This is a genomic window from Paenibacillus sp. FSL R5-0749, assembly GCF_038595085.1.
In the GTDB taxonomy this organism is placed as follows: domain Bacteria; phylum Bacillota; class Bacilli; order Paenibacillales; family Paenibacillaceae; genus Paenibacillus.
In genome coordinates this window covers 1,803,800-1,820,606 of sequence record NZ_CP152005.1, presented here as the reverse complement: position 1 = coordinate 1,820,606, position 16,807 = coordinate 1,803,800, and the positions used below count along the sequence as shown (strand labels likewise).

Genomic DNA, 16,807 nt, shown 5'->3' with positions numbered 1-16,807 from the left:
TAAATCCTCCCTTGCTCAAAAGGGGTCTATGTCAGACCCAACATATTTTTTCTGTAAAGTGTAATAGAAGAGATTGTCTACTAACTCAGTGGACTTCAGAAAGTTTAACTTTTCTAACAAGCTCTGCGATTGAATATTTGCCTGCTCCACAGTCGCTTCAATAAAATCAAGATTCATCTCGTTCCAGCCAATTTCGAACATTGCGGTTAAAGCTTCTTGCATCAACCTTTGTCCCCAATAGTCTGGGGATAAGTCAAAGCCAATCTCTGCCTTCGACGGTGAATCCGTATTCCAACAGTGAAACCCCGCTGTACCTATGAATTCGCCATCTAATTTATGGAATAGACCATATCTGCAACCTGAATCTTCAATGTGAAATTGTATGATTTCTTTTGCTTCCTTTACATCGCGGCAAGGCTGAATATCCATAAATCGAGTTACATCCGGTTTAGCAAAATGTTCATACACATCCTGCCGGTCTGCTAAGGTTAATTCTCTGAGGTACAGACGTTCAGTCTCTACATTAGGAAAATGTATCATGACATGATCTCCTTTAAATCGTTAAACGTTTCGGATTGTGTACTGCCCGGCCTCACCAAGAAAATCACTTTTGGTTAATCCTTTTTCTCCGAGCAACATCCTGTAGTTCGATATTGTACCGTCATGTGAAATGACAAACGTGTAGCCCCTCTGTTTCCTGCACCACTCCAGAAGCTGTTCAGCTAATAGCTCGAATCGATGTGCATCCATCTGATTAATACTTTCCTTCCAACAATCCAGCCCCAAATCAAGCATTCTTATGTAAGTGTATTGATGGCTGAGTTCTTCCTTGGAATAGGTCTGATCGCAGACAAGAGGAACAAACTCCGGATTCTGAGGAAACATTCTTGGGCCAACCAACGGGCTGAACATAAGATTGCCTTTTGGTTCTAGCAGGCGCGCTGTTTCAATAGTACGTTTCGTTGGACTAACCAAGATGGTGTCTTCAGGCGATAAATTCACTTGTTTACGTAACGCTATAACTTGACGTTTTCCCAATTCAGTGAGACCAGGATGCAGGTAATTTAATTGATTAGGATAATCTAACAAGTGTTCACCATGACCATGACGAATAAATGTAATGTCCATAAGCCCTCTATTCCTCAAGCTTCTCAACTAATTATTTTTGTTTTCTTAGATACTCATCTTGCTGACCATCCATCGGACACTCCATTTATAAATCCCATGATGAATGAAAAAATAACGAGTCCGAGCAATAAAATCAAACTGGCTATACCCCATTTAAGCAAAATTTTCCTTTTGCTTTTAGCACCAACCCCTAACAATAAAGCTGTTACAACAATTAATGCTACTTCCAACAAGAGCATGAAAATAAACCTCCGTTATGTATTATGCTGAGCAGTTTTCATATATGTTCTGACCTGTTCTGCAAACCGAACTGCTTCCGCCTCCGTTTCAAAAGATCGTTTCGGAATCACATGTGCACTTGCCTTATTAATGAGAATAAAGAAATATTGTTTTGTCTCATTGAAGATTTCCAAACCTTTCCACTTCTATGAAAAATCAAGTTGTCTAAATAGGATGGCAATAGCCACAGGCAGCACACATACAGCGATCAGCACACCTTTCTCTTACAGTTTAAACATCGTAAATTTGTTCATTTGCCAGTAATCTTCTTCTCTCAGATGAATATGCATCATGTTACTAACTTCCTCCACTCGTTGCAATCTAGTCTGATATTACTCATAAATCTTGCCCATATACAGGATCTGAGCGCATCTCTTCCATGGGTTATCCGGCTTCTCGTAATGGCTTAATCCAGCTATCGACGCTTGTCCCCACTCCGCTGCCGCTTCCAAAAATGACGCTATTGAATCATTCTGCCATTCATCTGCATGACCTTCCCGATCCTTACTTAATTGTTGTAGGAAAACCATAAAGGTCACTTCATCTTCGACTTCATTTACAAGCTCAAATAACGTTTTTTTCATGTTGTTTTGTTCACCTGCTCTCGATTTCTTAGCTTCGTAAGGTTACTCCAGAATTTTTTCCAGTTTGCGCCTACAAACCTCCAGGTCGTAATCCGAGTTATCCAGCCATACCTTATCCATCTGAAGTAAGTCATAGATTTCGGACTCCAGCTTCTTTCTTTCCTGTAAAACTTGTACCGTACCCTGAACACCCTGATAACCTTGCGCTTCCCCCAAACCCTGATTCGTATAATAGTTAATAAAACCTTCTGACCATTCCTTCGGTCTTTCACGAACTGCCTTATCAAAGGTAAAGGATATATCTTTCTGGTCGATATAAATGAGAAGCGGATTCAGAGCATGAATGATACGACCCAAATCCAATACATACTGCATATTCTGCTCTTTGGTTTGATTGCATTTTACGAGACCCATGGTAAGTGGATTCTGGATAAAACAGCACTCAAATATCGTGATGTAATCATCATTCGTGCTTAGCACGTTTTGGGCAAAATCTTGCCACTTCTCGGTGATCAGCTTCACATTTTGCTCAAAAGAAATTTCGTAAATATCTAATATCCTGTACAATGTGATCAGGGAGCTCTATTCCCCATTGTTCTCTCATCTTACGATAAGGAATCAGAAAACCATCGCCATAGGCAGTCGCATTGCTTTCCAGAACCTCTCTGTATTCTTCATGTTTTTTCAATAAAACCTCAAAATCTCCAGCATCATAAAAAGCAACACCTTCGTAATCAGCAGGGTGATCCAGGTTGCCTTCCTGAAATAGTTGTACCTTTTTGCCTTGTCCCTTTAAAATTTCGGATACCATTTGGGCAACTGTTGACTTGCCTGAACCCGGTACACCTTCAATCAGTATTAATCGCCTTGTCATCATTGCATCACCCTTTATGTTATGTGAATGTGAAGATATAGAACTTCCATATGTCAGACATTATGTTATTAATCAATATCTGCAATAACCCATTTTGCAGAATCGCCATCTTCTTTCTTTTTCCAAAACACCATCGTATTGCTATACTCTTCGTCGTTCTCATTTAATTCGTTAACCATCACCACTGCCTGATAGAGATTACTTTGCTCCTGTATCGTTATGTCGCTCATGGAAGTAACCTTGCGAATTTTGTATCTTCCCATACCTAATATAGGAGATTCAGGATCAATCAGACTCATATATGCTGCTTCATCCTTTTCGTATAAATAACGCATACGGGCATTCATCAGTTTGACAATTTCCAATTGGTCTCCGTTATAGTTTGTTTCATCGAGATACTCTGGTGGAGTGTCTTCCTTCTCTTGGGATGTCGATATTTCTTCATTCTGTTGTGTCTCTTTTTCTGTGACATTTAAGGTTGAGGAATCTATTGTTTGCTGCGCATCTTCAGTGTTTGCCTGGTTCTGACAAGCCACCAGAAGCAGAAATAAAAATGGAACTACGGTTAACTTTTTCATATTCCGTCCTCCAATCACCAATCGTCTACATAAGAAGACTTCCTATCTATGTAAAATTTTCTCTCAAGGTACATCATAACCCATAATGTGGGATTTGCGAACGAACGAAATTAGCCATTCCAACGTATAAGGCATCTCACGCCAAAAACACGCTTCTCTGCACAAGTTACATCATGCATAGAGCGTGGATATCAGCAGAACTTTTTCCTAACTTTTTTAACTGTCCATAGTGAATCTAACTATCGATTCCATAGCATGTTCATTATGCCGACCGCTTCAATCAGGATTTCTTTTTCTTCATGATCCGAGAAAAGATAACTATACGTTGAAAAGATTCCCATATGGCGTATATGTCCACCTTTGTAATGAAGTCTCTTTTCGTCACCGTCGATTGTTTGCGTAAACGTACTGCCTTCATTCACATTATACGAAGCATGGATGCCATGTTCACTTGAGAGCCAGGCAACAAAATCCTCTTCGTTTGGATTGGTCATGACTAGAATAACGAGCAGAACAACAAATACAACAATGCCTGTTCTTAGTCCTGTCTTTCTCTTGCTACCATGTTGCGTGTATTCAGGCTTCATCTTGATCACCCATTTCTTGAACAGAAATCTCTACGCTCTTCGCCAAAACCCAACCACTCAATCCATATGAGGATGAGATCACCATGTACTTGTATTTCTCATCGATCAGCCGGTTATGCAATTCGTCATACGAATCATAACTGACAGGCCAGCAGTAGCCCTTTCCCGACTCTAACAATTCGCGATTAGATGGGATAAAATGCTCCAGATCCCACTCATCCAGATCCAAAATAATGCTGCCATGCAGCGGCGTATCGAACGCATGGGCCATTACACCAGAGAATAAGACATCCATATTTTTCGGCACAGCATGACTTGAACGAGTACGCATCCTGATTCTTTCGTTCTCTAAATCTACTTCGTAGCTTAATATGATGTTGTCATGCAAACTTGGCATACTCCCCCCTCCTTCCGATATGTCCGTTAACTCGTTTATCTTCAAACACCGTAATATCGTTTATAGTTCGAGACCCATTCCACTTTGGAGAAATCAACAAAATCATACGGCTCGCACTGTCTAAGGTACAGCAATTCCTTGTGCGCCTGTTCCCCCTCCATCTTTTCCAGGTAAAACAATGTCTCTTCATACCCTGCACCACATAATAACTGCACATCAAGATAACTGCTCGTATCCTGATTCTTTTGTTTAGCCTGCCAGATCAGCGTGGTGTCCTCTACAGTTCCGATACAGAACAACATAATGCACAATAGTTTTAGAACTTCGTTATCCTCTAAGTTTCGATTCTCTATCTCTTGGTGTAGCAGCTGTCGGATGTCCTTCCGGTTAAGCTCATCTGGTTCCAATCCGTACAGCTGCAACAGTTCTTCCTCGTTCATACGTGCACTCCCTGCCTACTTGAGAATGTTATTTAACTCTTCCGCTTTTTTCCTGCTATCTATTCTAGCATAAAAATAAAAAGCGATGATGTGCAGCACGATCGATAATAACCACATACCGGGGAACCAGGGAGCGATGAACTGGAACATATCTACCGAGAATAACCATACCATCGCCATACCTCCAGCAATATTGAATGTGGAAGAAATAACGATATTCCATACCGGTTTTAACGTAAAATGGTTCCACAGTATGTTATACATCACTCCAAACAACACAGCTGCAATGAGAGCAATACCCGCTATGTTCCATAAATAGGACATCTGAATGGGCAGATCACCAAAGAATATGGTTGCCAAGAGCGTGATCCATAGCGTCATCATCGTGAATACTTGAAAAAAAGAATGTCTAAGTTGAGTCATCATGATAATTTCCCCCTAAAGTTTTTAATATAAAATCGACTGACAAAGTAGCTGGAGCGATCGCTCAGGTCTACCTTAATTCGGGCATGGTCTGTTGCAGAGAATGCGGTGATGTATCGTGTATTAATGATCGTTTGATTATTAATTTTCACAAAATGAACGTCACCCAGATCCTCTTCTACAAATTTCAGACGTTTATTAAGCAAATACCTCTCCCCTGAGATCACCCGGACACAGCACATCCGATCCTCTGATTCAAAGGCAACCACCGAGCTCAATTGGATCTGCATATTGCGATTATTCTTGGCATGGATGACCGTTAATTGAGTTTCTGATTCGCAGATCGCCTGCTGAATACGATCCCACTTCGACTTTTCCTCCGGATGTGTAATGACCTTGGCTACCCTTTTTTCAACCGCCGTATCCTCTTCAAAAATGACTTTCATGTGTTGGCCCTCCTCTCACAACTCATATTACAAGCATAGTTACAACAATCCCACTGTATTGCGTTTTGTTGCAGGATTTTGCAAGTTTGTTGCATCGGCACTGCACAGATACCAAAAAGAACCACTCCATGGGAGCAGTTCTTCTATATACTCATCCGGAGCATTCAAGGCATGAGTTATTCTTTTCATATAATGGTGCTAGGTTAATGTTAATCGATCTCCAGATACATCTCCTGATTTTGCAGGATCATCTCGTTCATGTGTGTAATAGCTTCTTGTGCCACGGCTTGATAATTAGCATATAATGCTTCTGTTCTCTGAAGTAGGATCGGGTCCTTCTCCAGATCGGTTGGCAGCACCTCACGCCACACTTCATCCACCCAATTGTGTTCCGTAATCAGGCTTTCTATCTGATCCAGTACATTCACCATCTCATCTAAATGAAAAAACCGCATCCCATTTTTAATCCCATTCCAACTCTTGATCTGGGTGATGTTATACGCCGAAAACCAATAAAATTCTGCCAGACTCTTCGTGTGATTGTGATAGGAATAGAACAAAAATAAAGCTTGTTGCCCCTCATGTAACTGTCGGTATATCTCTGTTTTGGCAGCCATATCTCTGCCCCGCACGGAAACAAGCATCGGTTCAATACACAGCCAGCTTAATTGCTTGGAATATATATCTTCTGGCCGAAGTCTAGCCTTCATAACATGCTCCTCTCTATTCACTAATTTAAGGATTCTCTGGTGTATCCACGGCCGGTTCATTCTCTCCACCCATTCTGCGTCTGGATGTCTCCATCTTGCCTGTCGAAGGCACGTGTTCAGACGCTTTAGCTAATCCAAATTGGGGCATATTGACATATATGGTCTCGAAGGAACCCGACTGAGCTTTATATGTTTCATGATAGATCCCTACTGTTCCATCGGAACCAATGGAGCGGTTGAATCTTTTCCAGGCTTCCAAGTGCAGTCCGCCCCGTGCGTATTTCTCCAATTCATCGTAAGATCGCCAGTATTGAAGTAACGTCACCCCACGCCAGCTTATAAAATACTCTGTACTCAGAAATCCGGTCTCCGGATTCATATAGAGTTCTTTAATCATCGGGCCCATAGACTGTAGAACAGGCAGCCATTTATGTATAGCCCACAGACGATTAATCCTCATTCCGATGATAAATACAACAAATTCTCCATCAATTTGAGCTGAATATCTTCCCTTATATATGTTCGGCACGTCACTTCTCCTTCTCGTCCAACATGTACCTGCGTTCAATAAACTTGATCTTACTAGCAATATTAAAAGCTTGGCTTGTCGTCACACCCTCTTTAATAATATGACCCGCACTATCAAATAATCTGACGTTAGCCACATTAATTCTAATGACTTAGCACACTTATCCGCTTCTTTTCGATCTTCATATGACCATTTCACCCGATGTCTAATATGTTGAGGGACCCACTGTGATCTGAATTTCTTTAATTTTTTGTAGGAAATATACTTCTCGATTCTCTTTCCTCCCCTGGCCATACCATATACCAATGGACTTTCAGCCATACCATGACAATATAAAATGTACACCTCGCACCCGTTCGGAGTTGATTGTCCTTAATAACATTGGTAATTACCGCATACATCTGATCTGACCCCGACTCTCTAAATCTAGTTGATCCTCATATCGTCTGAGAACGTTTATTGGTCCAGATTCTCTGCTATTAAAATTCTTACATGCTGTTCGCGTTGTTGAATCTCATTTTGTTATTCTTCTGTTGGTAGTCCCACCCTTGTCTTATTGCATATTGAATAAGGTTGGATATCAGTCTGGATTCATGGACAAATATATCCCCTGTATCTTTCCAAGCAACATCGAACTCTACGAATGTGGATTTAAGCGAATTCGAATAAACCCGAATGACGATATCGTATGCTTGTTCATCCACAACGTACAGGAACAGTGTATTATTTACTACAATTTTACGGAGTTGTTTCCTGTATACCTTCAAGTAAATCCCTCCCTTACTTACACACTGCTGCGTAAATCCTTATAAACATCCCATTTCGTATACAATTGTTTTAACGCTAATCCTGTTGTATATATGAACTCTTGCATAGCTTCCATGGATAAAATATTTAAGTCACCCAAGTGTTCGTTGTCAGGGTTAGCTAAAAACTCCAGTTTCTTTCCCCTATACTGATACACCTCAGCTTCCAGCAATCCGCCTAAATCATATGCTTTTCCCACGTTCAGCTCACTTAACCAATCGCTGGCCTTGTCCCAATTCCGTAAAATCAGAAATTCAAGCTTCGTGACATCCTTCGTATACACGTTTCTTCCATTGGGGTGAACTTCATATGCAGGATATATATCGAATGTCCATACGCGGTCCGTATAGATATGGGCGATGTAACCGCACAGATATTGCATGAATTTGGGATCACTATAAGCTAACTTCTTGTTGGACTGAAAAAAGGCTTTAAGTTCTTCATCTGTTGCAAACCTTCCCGCCTCTGGCATGAGGTGGGTTTTTGCCTTTTCGGTACGAAGATTAGTTCTTACATGGATGGAATCAGGAGCTAGGCTCCCCAATAACAATTCAGAGGATGGCTTGGATATCAATCCCGATGCAATTGCAAAATGGACCATAGGCCAAGGCAATGTAAAAGCTCCTTTCTTTCTCTATCTGAACTATTCTATTATCGCGATCACTCGCGAAGCAATTTAGTCTCTCCTTGCTTCAAGTCTACAAATATAGGCTTCTGCACATTGTTAATTGTGGCATATATCAATCTCATCAAGATATCTGAAAACAAGCTGTAATGATTCCTTTTGTTCATCTTCAAATAAAAGAGTCATCTGGTCATCACAGAGTTTTCCTTCCAACTCCGCAATAACGTCAAATAAAAACATTACAAACACTACTTCATTTCCATCCGGATACGTATAGTGCATTCTCTCGCCCGTGTAGATGGAGGCCAATTTATAAGAACTAACGTCAAGCCCTGTTTCCTCTTTCACTTCTCTAATCATGGTTTCTTCGATTCGTTCACCTGGCTCCATACCACCACCAGGTAATCCCCAATCTCCATAATCAGATCTCTTTTGCAGCAGAACCCTTCCCATACGATCTCGAATAATAGCTCCACCGGTAACAACAATACGACTAGTCATGCCTCTGCCCCTCTCTGTTGAGTTACTTCAACAGCTCACAATTTCAATCAGGAAAATCTACGATTCATTCTTCATATCCCAAAATGCACAATGCATTTCCCATTTATCTCAGCATGCTTTGCCATGTTCGCAAGTTTATGTAATTCGTAGATTAATTCGACCTTATTGTATGCAAGTTTCTCGTAGTAGCCCTTTTGTACTTCTCCATCGACACAGTAACTCCCTGTTAGAACAATCGGATCTGTCGCATGACTAAATAGATCTATCCAGGCTTGAATCAATTTATGAAACTTCAACAATGCATCCTGCTCTTCAATAACGGTTATTCCACAGTTGTTCAGTCCACTACATCTCATACAGGTGGATGGATTCCATGTATCCAACCAGCGAAGGGAATCATAAATATATGCAATGAATTCGTCTTCCAGGGCCGCATAAAACTCTGACTTCAGCCCACTTTTATGTATGTTGCCATGAGAATCCCAGGAGTAGGAGGTATACATATACTCGTTTACTCGCGATTTGTTTTCAATCACAAAATGATGCTTGGGCATACCTGCTTTCTCCCCCTTACACGGTCATTCCTATAGACTCCTCTTTCTTCATCATAACCCATGTATTGGTAAATGGAAATTGAAAAAGATCCTATCCACCTCTCAACATAGGAGAAGCAAATCGGACCTAAAAAAATCAATTACATTCAAAAAACCTTTCATTCACTCAGAATCTCTGCCTCTTCGCACAAAAGTCTGGGACAAAATTCGGTGGCTACCAGCGATGTTGTCAATCTCAATGTTATATTCAGACTCGGTATATTCGATCTGATGTTGCTCATAATACTTTTTCCAGAATGAAACTGCTGCCGCATTGTTAGCGAGTTGTTCTACTTTGAATCTACCCTGAAATTGAGCAAAAACCAAGTCAACCGCTTGTGCTGCCAGCCCTTGCCCGCGATATTTTTGGACCAAGAACAACTCCTGCACGGTATAATCCACATCTTCCGGCACATATGGAGGTGAGCATACCAGTACGAATCCAATAACCTTCCCCTCATACTGAATGAAAAACGGATATAATTCATCGCGTTCCAGATATAAATAGGTGTTCGTTGGATCATATTTCCCCTCTTCTAGTAGATCTTCGCCAGAATATTCTGACAGATCATATAAGTACAAGTTGAACAGGTTGAGAAACAATTCCTTTTGTTCTGCCAAAATACGCGTAATTTGCACATTCATCTTCATTCCACATCTCCCTTAGTTAATCAGTTGGTTCGTGACCCATACAGGACACTTTCCCGATATCCACAAAGAGCTTGCTGCGTCCTGTTCTCAATATATCGTTTCAACCCTAGCAGATATAGGCAAAGTTTGGTTTAAACCATAGAGTAACCATACATTCACGGTCGACATGCACATATGTAAAAAAAAGACTCCCTACAGAGTCCCATTATCAATCTTATCTTTATTTTCCACCAATTATCCTCTGGCATGTAGCCAATAATTATTGAATTATATAGGTTCAACTAAACTTTTTACACAAAAACGGAGAGGACAGAAATAACCTGAAGAAGCGGAGCGTTCGCCTTTATCACCGGATTTCCCCTTTAAAAAAGGAATCAAAAAAATCTGGGGATAACAGTGATCGGAAGGTTGTTCTGTCATTGGAGTGCAGTGTAAACCTCTTTAGTTGAATATATATAGATAATCAACCACAGGATATGAGATCACATTGCGGTCCCTGTACGTTGAGATCACCGCTTCGTGATGTGTGCTTAGAATTCCATTTTGCAACATTACCGGCCGGAAACCTCGCTCCATCGCTCCGTTGTAGGTGAATAGTACACATTCCTCTGCGGCAAAGCCGGCGATGATCACTAGTTCAATGCCATGACTCTTCAACACACGCTCCAGATCAGTCTGCCAGAAGGCATTGGATGCTTCCTTCGTAATCGTGATATCCTTCTCATTCACATCCACCTCGGGAATAATGCGATACTCATCTGGCGCCGCCTCTTCCATACCTTCCACATCCTGTACGTGAATGACCACATGATTATTCGTGCGCAGCACACCTGCAACATGATTAATGTACTCGCATGCATGGTCTATCGAAGTCTGGTCCATCTTTTTCCGCACAATACTCTCCTGCATATCAATAATCAGCAAACCTACTTTCATCTAATCTCTCCTCAACAATAAATTTAATGTCGCATGATTCAATATCTTCCCTTGTTTACACGGATAACTTAACTTAATCCTTGAATAGTTCATTCAGCATCCGGTCGCGGTTCTCCAGAAAACTGCGGGTAATCTGATAGTGGTCGGTATCCTCATAGGCTACCTCTTGAATATGGCTATCGTCAAAGCTTAAAATCTCTGCCCCCGGATACCCCAGCAAAATGGGAGAGTGCGTCGCAATAATGAATTGCGAAGTGCCTGACAGATCATGAAGGATACGCAATAAAGAGAGCTGCCTAGCAGGAGATAAAGCGGCTTCGGGCTCATCAAGCAGATAGATGCCTTTGGAACTGAAGCGATTGACGAACAGACTGAGAAAAGACTCCCCGTGCGATTGTTCATGCAATGAACGCCCGCCATAATATTGAAGCGATGCCGGCATCTCATCGACATGTGATGCGAATTGATAGAACGATTCAGAGCGCATGAAGAAACCATTCGTTATTTTGGGCAACCATGCCAGCCTGAGATAATTCCCGAGCGAGGATTCCGAAGCATGTGTCTCATAGGTATTATTCCTGCCGCCCCCTGCGGTATTGAATCCACATTGATGAGCGATGCCCTCTAGCAGCGTAGATTTCCCTGAACCATTTTCACCTACAAAAAAAGTAATGTTATTCGTGAGCTCCAAACGTTCCAACGAACGTATCGCGGGGATGTCAAAAGGATATTGGTTCCGATTCTCAATCTTGGCCGACATGAGTTCTACACTTCGAAGATACATAATTGTCCTCCCCTCTGTGTTCTATTTCAATCTAACGCTCAGATTCATTCCCTTTCCATCGTACCCTATAACGGGGTGCATATGAAACCGTATCAACCAAAAAAAGAGCAAGCCTTAGGCATACTCTTTCTTCAGGGTTAATTCAGTGTTAATAGACAAATCTGCGCTGTGCCCAATAGCTGAATACAAAGATGGACACCTCAGTTAACAGCTTGGCTGCGAGCAGCGGAATAATCAGCTTTTCATTATAAAAATACAGTAAACCGTAGTTTAATAACAGCACCAGTAGGACAAGTGAGAAGTATTTGGGCAAAGACTGCCGAACCTTCGAGGTTCGTCCAGCTGAAAATACGTACTTCCGATTAATCGTATAGTTGAAGATGGAGCTGCACAGTCTTGCTGCAACAACCGACAGAAACAGATTATGCGTGAAATACTGAATAACGAATAGTAATGCAAAATCAATTAGAGCAGACAGCAACGAAGATGTGCTGAACATCAGGATGGGCCTATAGATTCGGAACGAATCGACCAGCGGGCGGAAATGAGAGGATTCATTGTGATCCAGATACACCGTATCAATAAACTCCTCCGTAATCTCGTACCCTTCCTTGTGTGCACTTAACAGCATGTTCATCTCGTATTCAAACCGTTCCCCGGGGATCTGGTTCAGCCAGTCCAGCATGGCGTAGGGAAAACCGCGCAGACCCGTCTGTGTGTCATATACTTTGGTACCTGTCGTGAGGGAAAAGACCGCTCGTGTAACGGTGTTGCCAAAACGGCTCCGTGCTGGAATCTTACCACTGAAGCGACGGCTGCCGAGTACAATTCCGGGTGTCGTTTGTGCCAGCAGCACTTCGAAGATACGCTTAATATCATGTGGTAGATGCTGTCCGTCACTGTCCGCGCACACTACACCACCCTGAGGCCCATACTCCTTAATATACTGAAAGCCTGTCTTCAACGCCCTACCCTTCCCCAGATTGACGGGATGTGTCAGGATCGTACAGCCATAGGCTTCTGCCGTCTCGAAAATCCCACGGTAACCCGGGCCACTGCCATCATCCACAATCACAATAGGTCCAAGCTTAAATGTCTGTAACTGCAGAACGAGATTCAGCAAACGCACATCGGGTTCATAGGATGGAATTAATATCGTCATGATCCTTGTCCCTCCGTCAGATATAGAATGTCACTTACGCCACGTTCCTGGTTGCGCCCCAGTGGATTATTGACGACTCTGCCCATAAAATACATCGTGGATGAACCGCCGCCGTCCAGATTGTAGGCTTCGGTTGCTCCAAGGCCTTTCATGACATCGGCCAGTTCTGCCAAGGTCATGCCACGACTGTCGTCCTGCCGCCCGTCCACTACCACGAAGACGTAATGATTCGGAGCAATCATGCCGATTGCTGTTCTTGGATTCGCATCCTGGATGGAGCGGTTGCCGAAGTTGTTGTCAATTTTTACACTGCTAAAATCACTGACAATCTCGCCATCCTGAATCAGAATGGGTCCAAAGGATAATGTATTGGTGGCACCTTCGCTCAGCAGTTCCGAGGAAGAAATCTCGTTCTCGTTATATGTTTTCATCGTTCCGTCGTTGAACAGGGCCAGTGCATCCCGTGTTGGGCTGTCCCGGTACAATGTTCCATTTCGAATAATGACACCATCATCACGGAATCCATAATAATCACCATTAATGGCAAAGATCGCATTGTTGGCTGCGGCAATCTCTGACGTATTCTCGGTAATGTTCGTTCCAAAACTGTTATCCGCCAGTGCTGTTCTCAGGCTGCTTGCATCCGTTAGCTGAACATCAGCGACATAATACGTAATTTGATCCGAGCCAGATCCTGACTGTACCTTATCAATATGGACCTCCATATCATCGCTCGAATAATTCCAATCATCTGACGTTGCATTCACTTTAGTTGCGGTGGTCGGAGTACTGGTGGAATCATTCGTGTTGCCCGTTGCTGCCGTTGCTGTGTTCTCATCCGCTACAACCACCTGCACATGCCGGATCAGGTAACGGTCAGCCAAGCTGTACAGGATTCCACCTACTGCGAGCACAAGGACAAGTGTGATGATGAGCCATCTTCGCTTTCTAGGGGAGATCGGTCTTTTATGGGGGTCTTTCCGGGTTGGTTTCTGATAGATCTTCATCATGTCAAGCTCACCTCTTCATCTAAGTTCTTAAGGCCATATTAGGCCGGGGAGCTTAAATGAATCTGAAACTAAATAACTTGAACTAAAGAATATTCACACTGACACTACGATGACAGAACAACCTTCCAATCGCTGTTATTGTGTAAATGAATAGTTCAATAAAATAAGGTGATCCGTTTTCCCAATGAGGAAAGCAGATCACCTTGATTTTTAATCTATATAACCTTAAATGTCGCTGTTATTGTATAGATGTTTCGTTCAGCTTACAGATCAAAACATCTTCGTCAGAGCTTCCTGTTATACGTATGGAAATAGAGCATCATATGCGGGACAAGGCCGCTTTTCCAGGAATTCCGTTAACGCTGGTGGCTGCTGGGCATAGATATCCTTCAACGACGTTCCTTTATAGATGTTGCCAATGACGACAGGATGGCATAACTCACAGATGAGAATATCCCCGTTGCCGTGCAAGTGAAGTTGTTTCGTGCCATCCACACAATTAGAGAAATACACGCCCGGTTGCTCCCGCAAATTCAACTGTTCAGCAAACCGGTCCATACAGGTGAAATAGAGCGTTGTATCTGGCTTTTTATGCTCAATCAGCTCCGTTACAGATCGAACAAGAGACGCTCTGGATACAATCTGACTCCAATCGGTATGTGGCATCTTAATGCTGTTCTGGATCTCATGGATGCGCACACCCAGATCATATACCTTATCGCTAATGGCCTGCATGTTCGCTTGATTCCCTTCAAACAGTAGCGTTTCCAGTACCGTCTCCAGACCGGCTTCCGTGCACAAACGGATATTCTGCTTCAGTCTCTCATACATGCGAGGATGCACACGGTAGTACGCAGCATACGACTCCGCATCCGTATAATTGAACGAGATATGAATGTTGGACAAGCCTGCATCACGCAACGCGAGAATCCGTTCTTCTGTCAGCAGACTGGCATTACTGTTCAATTGTGTATCGATGCCATGTGCCGCACAGTACGTCACGATCTCCAGGCAATCCTGGTATTTTAGGGTAACTTCGCCCCCGGACAATCGCACGCGCTTAAGACGAGGAAGCTCACTAATAATACGGATGACTTCCTGACTACCGATGCACGCTCCATCGTCCCGATTGTAGGCGCAGCAATAGTCACATTTATAATTACAGTTCGATGTCACTCCAAATTCAAGCCCTTCCAGCTCATATACGCCGGGTGTTTCGAGTTCGAGTGATTTATATTTGTTTTTGGCTGTCAATTCGTTGTACCTCCTGGTTCCTTCATTCAATCCACATTTGGATAACTTGAAGAGTATAGCGGATGGCATCAGGTTCACGATATGACATTATGTACGTTGGTTGTTAAAAAAATAAAAACCCATTTCCTTAACGACAGGAACGGGCCAACACTTGTCATATGATTATTGGATTAAACAATATAGCATCTTTATTATATGTCAATGTTAGTATAAAAGTCTTCTTTTACAATGGCATACATCTTCAGATCCTGAAGTTCATTTTTTACCTTCATGTATTTCCTCAGCACACCTTCAAATTGCATGCCTGCCTTCTCCATGACTTTCGCGGAGCCCGTGTTCTTCACTAAACATTGAGCCTGGATTCGTTCCAATCCCACTTCGTCAAATCCAAATTGGATGATTCGTTTCACTACTTCGGTCATGTAGCCTTGATTCCAATATTGATCAGATAACACATATCCCAACTCGACTCTCCTGTTATCGCTATCACACCCTAGATAGTTACAACTCCCAATCAGTCTCTTGGTTTGTTTATCTTCAATGCCCCATGGGCCTATTAAATTCACATCATACCGGCTCATGACAAAATCCAAAAAAGCTTTGGTATCTTCTTTGCTCTGATGCGCGTCCCACGTGGTGAACTCCGAGACAGCGGGTACAACACAATAACTATACATATCATCCAGATCATCATAGGTAAGCCGCCGGAGTATCGTCCTTTCGGTCTCCAACACCGGAAATGGTTCGAAGAAACTTTCAATCATTTTCATAGATTCGCCTCCCTGAGATTGTTAAGAAAAGAAATCCATAACCGTTCGATCCGCGCTGCCTACTCATCTGTTATACAATCAAGGCCACAATCTGCGTGTCTTCCACTGCCCATCTTGCATCACATATTGGACTCGCACATGCTTGCGCTCTGAATCTCCCTGCCAGAACTCCACCTCTTGTGCATTCACAGCATATAGACGCCAATGAGATGTAACGACATCGGGGTCACGTTGGATACGTTCTTTCTGAGCTTCAATGGCATTATCCAGCACTTCCTCACTATTCAAAACCTCACTCTGATGCCCTGTCATGGCAACTGCTCGCGCTCCAGCTGAACGCTTGCGGAAATCATCAGCGCCCGCTTGATCTCCTTGATCCTCAGCAATTCCCTTTATCCGAATCTGTCTTCCCAGGGAAGGCCAGTAGAAGGTGAGAGCCACATGAGGGTTCTCCTTCAACTGCTGCCCTTTTCGGCTCTCCGAACTGGAGGCAAAATAGAACGTTTCGTCGATTACGTTTTTCAAAATCAACACCCGCGCATCAGGATAACCGTCGTGATCCACGGTGGAGATCGTCATGGCATGAGGTTCTTTCACTTCGTTCTCAACCGCCAATCTCAACCACTCCAAAAATAGCTTCCCTGGCCGCTCCGGCAACTGCCCCATATCCCACGTTGGAAATGGTCCAGATAACGACTTCAAATGTTGTAGCAGTTCAATGGGTTGATTACTCATGTCA

General features: G+C 42.8%; 26 protein-coding genes. All 26 read right to left on the bottom strand.

Annotation, left to right across the window (positions count from 1 at the left end):
• Positions 1–15: 15 nt before the first annotated feature.
• The 26 genes from MKY85_RS08150 to MKY85_RS08025 all read right to left on the bottom strand — a co-directional run bounded on the left by MKY85_RS08150 (position 16) and on the right by MKY85_RS08025 (position 16,803).
• Positions 16–540, bottom strand: coding sequence for a GNAT family N-acetyltransferase (locus MKY85_RS08150; protein WP_342572324.1), 525 nt, complete (start codon positions 538–540; stop codon positions 16–18).
• 21 nt (positions 541–561) lie between these two features.
• On the bottom strand, positions 562–1,128 hold the full coding sequence (locus tag MKY85_RS08145; protein WP_342572323.1) for a phosphoglycerate mutase family protein: 567 nt from the start codon (positions 1,126–1,128) through the stop codon (positions 562–564).
• 53 nt (positions 1,129–1,181) lie between these two features.
• A complete protein-coding gene (locus tag MKY85_RS08140) occupies positions 1,182–1,367 on the bottom strand; it encodes a hypothetical protein (RefSeq protein ID WP_342572322.1) in 186 nt (61 codons plus the stop codon).
• A 372-nt stretch (positions 1,368–1,739) separates the two neighbouring features.
• Entirely contained in the window at positions 1,740–1,991 is a 252-nt protein-coding gene (locus MKY85_RS08135) for a hypothetical protein (RefSeq protein ID WP_342572321.1), read from the bottom strand.
• Between the two features lie 42 nt (positions 1,992–2,033).
• Positions 2,034–2,513: a hypothetical protein gene (locus MKY85_RS08130; protein WP_342572320.1), complete on the bottom strand. Its 480-nt coding sequence runs from the start codon at positions 2,511–2,513 to the stop codon at positions 2,034–2,036.
• A gap of 7 nt (positions 2,514–2,520) precedes the next feature.
• Entirely contained in the window at positions 2,521–2,868 is a 348-nt protein-coding gene (locus MKY85_RS08125) for an adenylyl-sulfate kinase (RefSeq protein WP_342572319.1), read from the bottom strand.
• A 65-nt stretch (positions 2,869–2,933) separates the two neighbouring features.
• Complete coding sequence (locus tag MKY85_RS08120) at positions 2,934–3,443, bottom strand: hypothetical protein (protein WP_342572318.1); 510 nt, start codon at positions 3,441–3,443, stop codon at positions 2,934–2,936.
• Between the two features lie 239 nt (positions 3,444–3,682).
• Complete coding sequence (locus MKY85_RS08115; RefSeq protein WP_342572317.1) at positions 3,683–4,030, bottom strand: hypothetical protein; 348 nt, start codon at positions 4,028–4,030, stop codon at positions 3,683–3,685.
• Positions 4,020–4,427, bottom strand: coding sequence for a hypothetical protein (locus MKY85_RS08110; protein WP_342572316.1), 408 nt, complete (start codon positions 4,425–4,427; stop codon positions 4,020–4,022). Before MKY85_RS08110 ends, MKY85_RS08115 begins: the two co-directional genes overlap by 11 nt.
• Before the next feature lie 41 nt (positions 4,428–4,468).
• A complete protein-coding gene (locus tag MKY85_RS08105) occupies positions 4,469–4,867 on the bottom strand; it encodes a hypothetical protein (protein WP_342572315.1) in 399 nt (132 codons plus the stop codon).
• A 15-nt stretch (positions 4,868–4,882) separates the two neighbouring features.
• Positions 4,883–5,293, bottom strand: a complete 411-nt coding sequence (locus MKY85_RS08100; protein ID WP_339240644.1) for a hypothetical protein — start codon at positions 5,291–5,293, stop codon at positions 4,883–4,885.
• Positions 5,290–5,736, bottom strand: a complete 447-nt coding sequence (locus MKY85_RS08095) for a LytTR family DNA-binding domain-containing protein (RefSeq protein WP_342572314.1) — start codon at positions 5,734–5,736, stop codon at positions 5,290–5,292. The genes MKY85_RS08100 and MKY85_RS08095 overlap by 4 nt, the downstream gene beginning before the upstream one ends.
• Before the next feature lie 209 nt (positions 5,737–5,945).
• Positions 5,946–6,446, bottom strand: a complete 501-nt coding sequence (locus tag MKY85_RS08090; RefSeq protein ID WP_339240642.1) for a hypothetical protein — start codon at positions 6,444–6,446, stop codon at positions 5,946–5,948.
• 25 nt (positions 6,447–6,471) lie between these two features.
• A complete protein-coding gene (locus MKY85_RS08085) occupies positions 6,472–6,975 on the bottom strand; it encodes a DUF4188 domain-containing protein (RefSeq protein ID WP_342572313.1) in 504 nt (167 codons plus the stop codon).
• 488 nt (positions 6,976–7,463) lie between these two features.
• Positions 7,464–7,742 carry a hypothetical protein gene (locus MKY85_RS08080; protein ID WP_342572312.1) on the bottom strand — a complete coding sequence of 93 codons (279 nt, stop codon included), beginning with the start codon at positions 7,740–7,742 and terminating at the stop codon, positions 7,464–7,466.
• Between the two features lie 17 nt (positions 7,743–7,759).
• Positions 7,760–8,395 carry a hypothetical protein gene (locus MKY85_RS08075; protein WP_342572311.1) on the bottom strand — a complete coding sequence of 212 codons (636 nt, stop codon included), beginning with the start codon at positions 8,393–8,395 and terminating at the stop codon, positions 7,760–7,762.
• 111 nt (positions 8,396–8,506) lie between these two features.
• Positions 8,507–8,908 carry an NUDIX domain-containing protein gene (locus MKY85_RS08070; RefSeq protein ID WP_342572310.1) on the bottom strand — a complete coding sequence of 134 codons (402 nt, stop codon included), beginning with the start codon at positions 8,906–8,908 and terminating at the stop codon, positions 8,507–8,509.
• Between the two features lie 71 nt (positions 8,909–8,979).
• On the bottom strand, positions 8,980–9,462 hold the full coding sequence (locus MKY85_RS08065; RefSeq protein ID WP_342572309.1) for a hypothetical protein: 483 nt from the start codon (positions 9,460–9,462) through the stop codon (positions 8,980–8,982).
• A 162-nt stretch (positions 9,463–9,624) separates the two neighbouring features.
• Positions 9,625–10,152, bottom strand: a complete 528-nt coding sequence (locus MKY85_RS08060) for a GNAT family N-acetyltransferase (protein WP_342572308.1) — start codon at positions 10,150–10,152, stop codon at positions 9,625–9,627.
• Between the two features lie 441 nt (positions 10,153–10,593).
• On the bottom strand, positions 10,594–11,088 hold the full coding sequence (locus MKY85_RS08055; RefSeq protein WP_342572307.1) for an isochorismatase family cysteine hydrolase: 495 nt from the start codon (positions 11,086–11,088) through the stop codon (positions 10,594–10,596).
• A 73-nt stretch (positions 11,089–11,161) separates the two neighbouring features.
• Positions 11,162–11,872 (bottom strand): AAA family ATPase, encoded by a 711-nt coding sequence (locus MKY85_RS08050; protein WP_342572306.1) that lies wholly within the window; start codon positions 11,870–11,872, stop codon positions 11,162–11,164.
• 148 nt (positions 11,873–12,020) lie between these two features.
• Positions 12,021–13,034 (bottom strand): bifunctional glycosyltransferase family 2/GtrA family protein, encoded by a 1,014-nt coding sequence (locus MKY85_RS08045; protein WP_342572305.1) that lies wholly within the window; start codon positions 13,032–13,034, stop codon positions 12,021–12,023.
• Complete coding sequence (locus MKY85_RS08040; protein ID WP_339259825.1) at positions 13,031–14,044, bottom strand: phosphodiester glycosidase family protein; 1,014 nt, start codon at positions 14,042–14,044, stop codon at positions 13,031–13,033. The genes MKY85_RS08045 and MKY85_RS08040 overlap by 4 nt, the downstream gene beginning before the upstream one ends.
• Before the next feature lie 297 nt (positions 14,045–14,341).
• Entirely contained in the window at positions 14,342–15,298 is a 957-nt protein-coding gene (locus MKY85_RS08035) for a radical SAM protein (protein WP_342572304.1), read from the bottom strand.
• Between the two features lie 191 nt (positions 15,299–15,489).
• Positions 15,490–16,068, bottom strand: a complete 579-nt coding sequence (locus MKY85_RS08030; protein WP_339259821.1) for a GNAT family protein — start codon at positions 16,066–16,068, stop codon at positions 15,490–15,492.
• A gap of 78 nt (positions 16,069–16,146) precedes the next feature.
• Complete coding sequence (locus tag MKY85_RS08025; protein ID WP_339259820.1) at positions 16,147–16,803, bottom strand: pyridoxal 5'-phosphate synthase; 657 nt, start codon at positions 16,801–16,803, stop codon at positions 16,147–16,149.
• Positions 16,804–16,807 lie beyond the last annotated feature (4 nt).

What these genes read in the sequence shown, in the direction of transcription:
- MKY85_RS08100 (WP_339240644.1), bottom strand. Translation starts at nt 5,293, where the DNA reads ATGATGACTCAACTTAGACATTCTTTTTTTCAAGTATTCACGATGATG.
- MKY85_RS08065 (WP_342572309.1), bottom strand. Translation starts at nt 9,462, where the DNA reads ATGCCCAAGCATCATTTTGTGATTGAAAACAAATCGCGAGTAAACGAG.
- MKY85_RS08095 (WP_342572314.1), bottom strand. Translation starts at nt 5,736, where the DNA reads ATGAAAGTCATTTTTGAAGAGGATACGGCGGTTGAAAAAAGGGTAGCC.
- MKY85_RS08025 (WP_339259820.1), bottom strand. Translation starts at nt 16,803, where the DNA reads ATGAGTAATCAACCCATTGAACTGCTACAACATTTGAAGTCGTTATCT.
- MKY85_RS08120 (WP_342572318.1), bottom strand. Translation starts at nt 3,443, where the DNA reads ATGAAAAAGTTAACCGTAGTTCCATTTTTATTTCTGCTTCTGGTGGCT.
- MKY85_RS08140 (WP_342572322.1), bottom strand. Translation starts at nt 1,367, where the DNA reads ATGCTCTTGTTGGAAGTAGCATTAATTGTTGTAACAGCTTTATTGTTA.
- MKY85_RS08110 (WP_342572316.1), bottom strand. Translation starts at nt 4,427, where the DNA reads ATGCCAAGTTTGCATGACAACATCATATTAAGCTACGAAGTAGATTTA.
- MKY85_RS08060 (WP_342572308.1), bottom strand. Translation starts at nt 10,152, where the DNA reads ATGAAGATGAATGTGCAAATTACGCGTATTTTGGCAGAACAAAAGGAA.
- MKY85_RS08050 (WP_342572306.1), bottom strand. Translation starts at nt 11,872, where the DNA reads ATGTATCTTCGAAGTGTAGAACTCATGTCGGCCAAGATTGAGAATCGG.
- MKY85_RS08115 (WP_342572317.1), bottom strand. Translation starts at nt 4,030, where the DNA reads ATGAAGCCTGAATACACGCAACATGGTAGCAAGAGAAAGACAGGACTA.
- MKY85_RS08070 (WP_342572310.1), bottom strand. Translation starts at nt 8,908, where the DNA reads ATGACTAGTCGTATTGTTGTTACCGGTGGAGCTATTATTCGAGATCGT.
- MKY85_RS08145 (WP_342572323.1), bottom strand. Translation starts at nt 1,128, where the DNA reads ATGGACATTACATTTATTCGTCATGGTCATGGTGAACACTTGTTAGAT.
- MKY85_RS08090 (WP_339240642.1), bottom strand. Translation starts at nt 6,446, where the DNA reads ATGAAGGCTAGACTTCGGCCAGAAGATATATATTCCAAGCAATTAAGC.
- MKY85_RS08040 (WP_339259825.1), bottom strand. Translation starts at nt 14,044, where the DNA reads ATGATGAAGATCTATCAGAAACCAACCCGGAAAGACCCCCATAAAAGA.
- MKY85_RS08105 (WP_342572315.1), bottom strand. Translation starts at nt 4,867, where the DNA reads ATGAACGAGGAAGAACTGTTGCAGCTGTACGGATTGGAACCAGATGAG.
- MKY85_RS08045 (WP_342572305.1), bottom strand. Translation starts at nt 13,034, where the DNA reads ATGACGATATTAATTCCATCCTATGAACCCGATGTGCGTTTGCTGAAT.
- MKY85_RS08125 (WP_342572319.1), bottom strand. Translation starts at nt 2,868, where the DNA reads ATGATGACAAGGCGATTAATACTGATTGAAGGTGTACCGGGTTCAGGC.
- MKY85_RS08150 (WP_342572324.1), bottom strand. Translation starts at nt 540, where the DNA reads ATGATACATTTTCCTAATGTAGAGACTGAACGTCTGTACCTCAGAGAA.
- MKY85_RS08030 (WP_339259821.1), bottom strand. Translation starts at nt 16,068, where the DNA reads ATGAAAATGATTGAAAGTTTCTTCGAACCATTTCCGGTGTTGGAGACC.
- MKY85_RS08055 (WP_342572307.1), bottom strand. Translation starts at nt 11,088, where the DNA reads ATGAAAGTAGGTTTGCTGATTATTGATATGCAGGAGAGTATTGTGCGG.
- MKY85_RS08135 (WP_342572321.1), bottom strand. Translation starts at nt 1,991, where the DNA reads ATGAAAAAAACGTTATTTGAGCTTGTAAATGAAGTCGAAGATGAAGTG.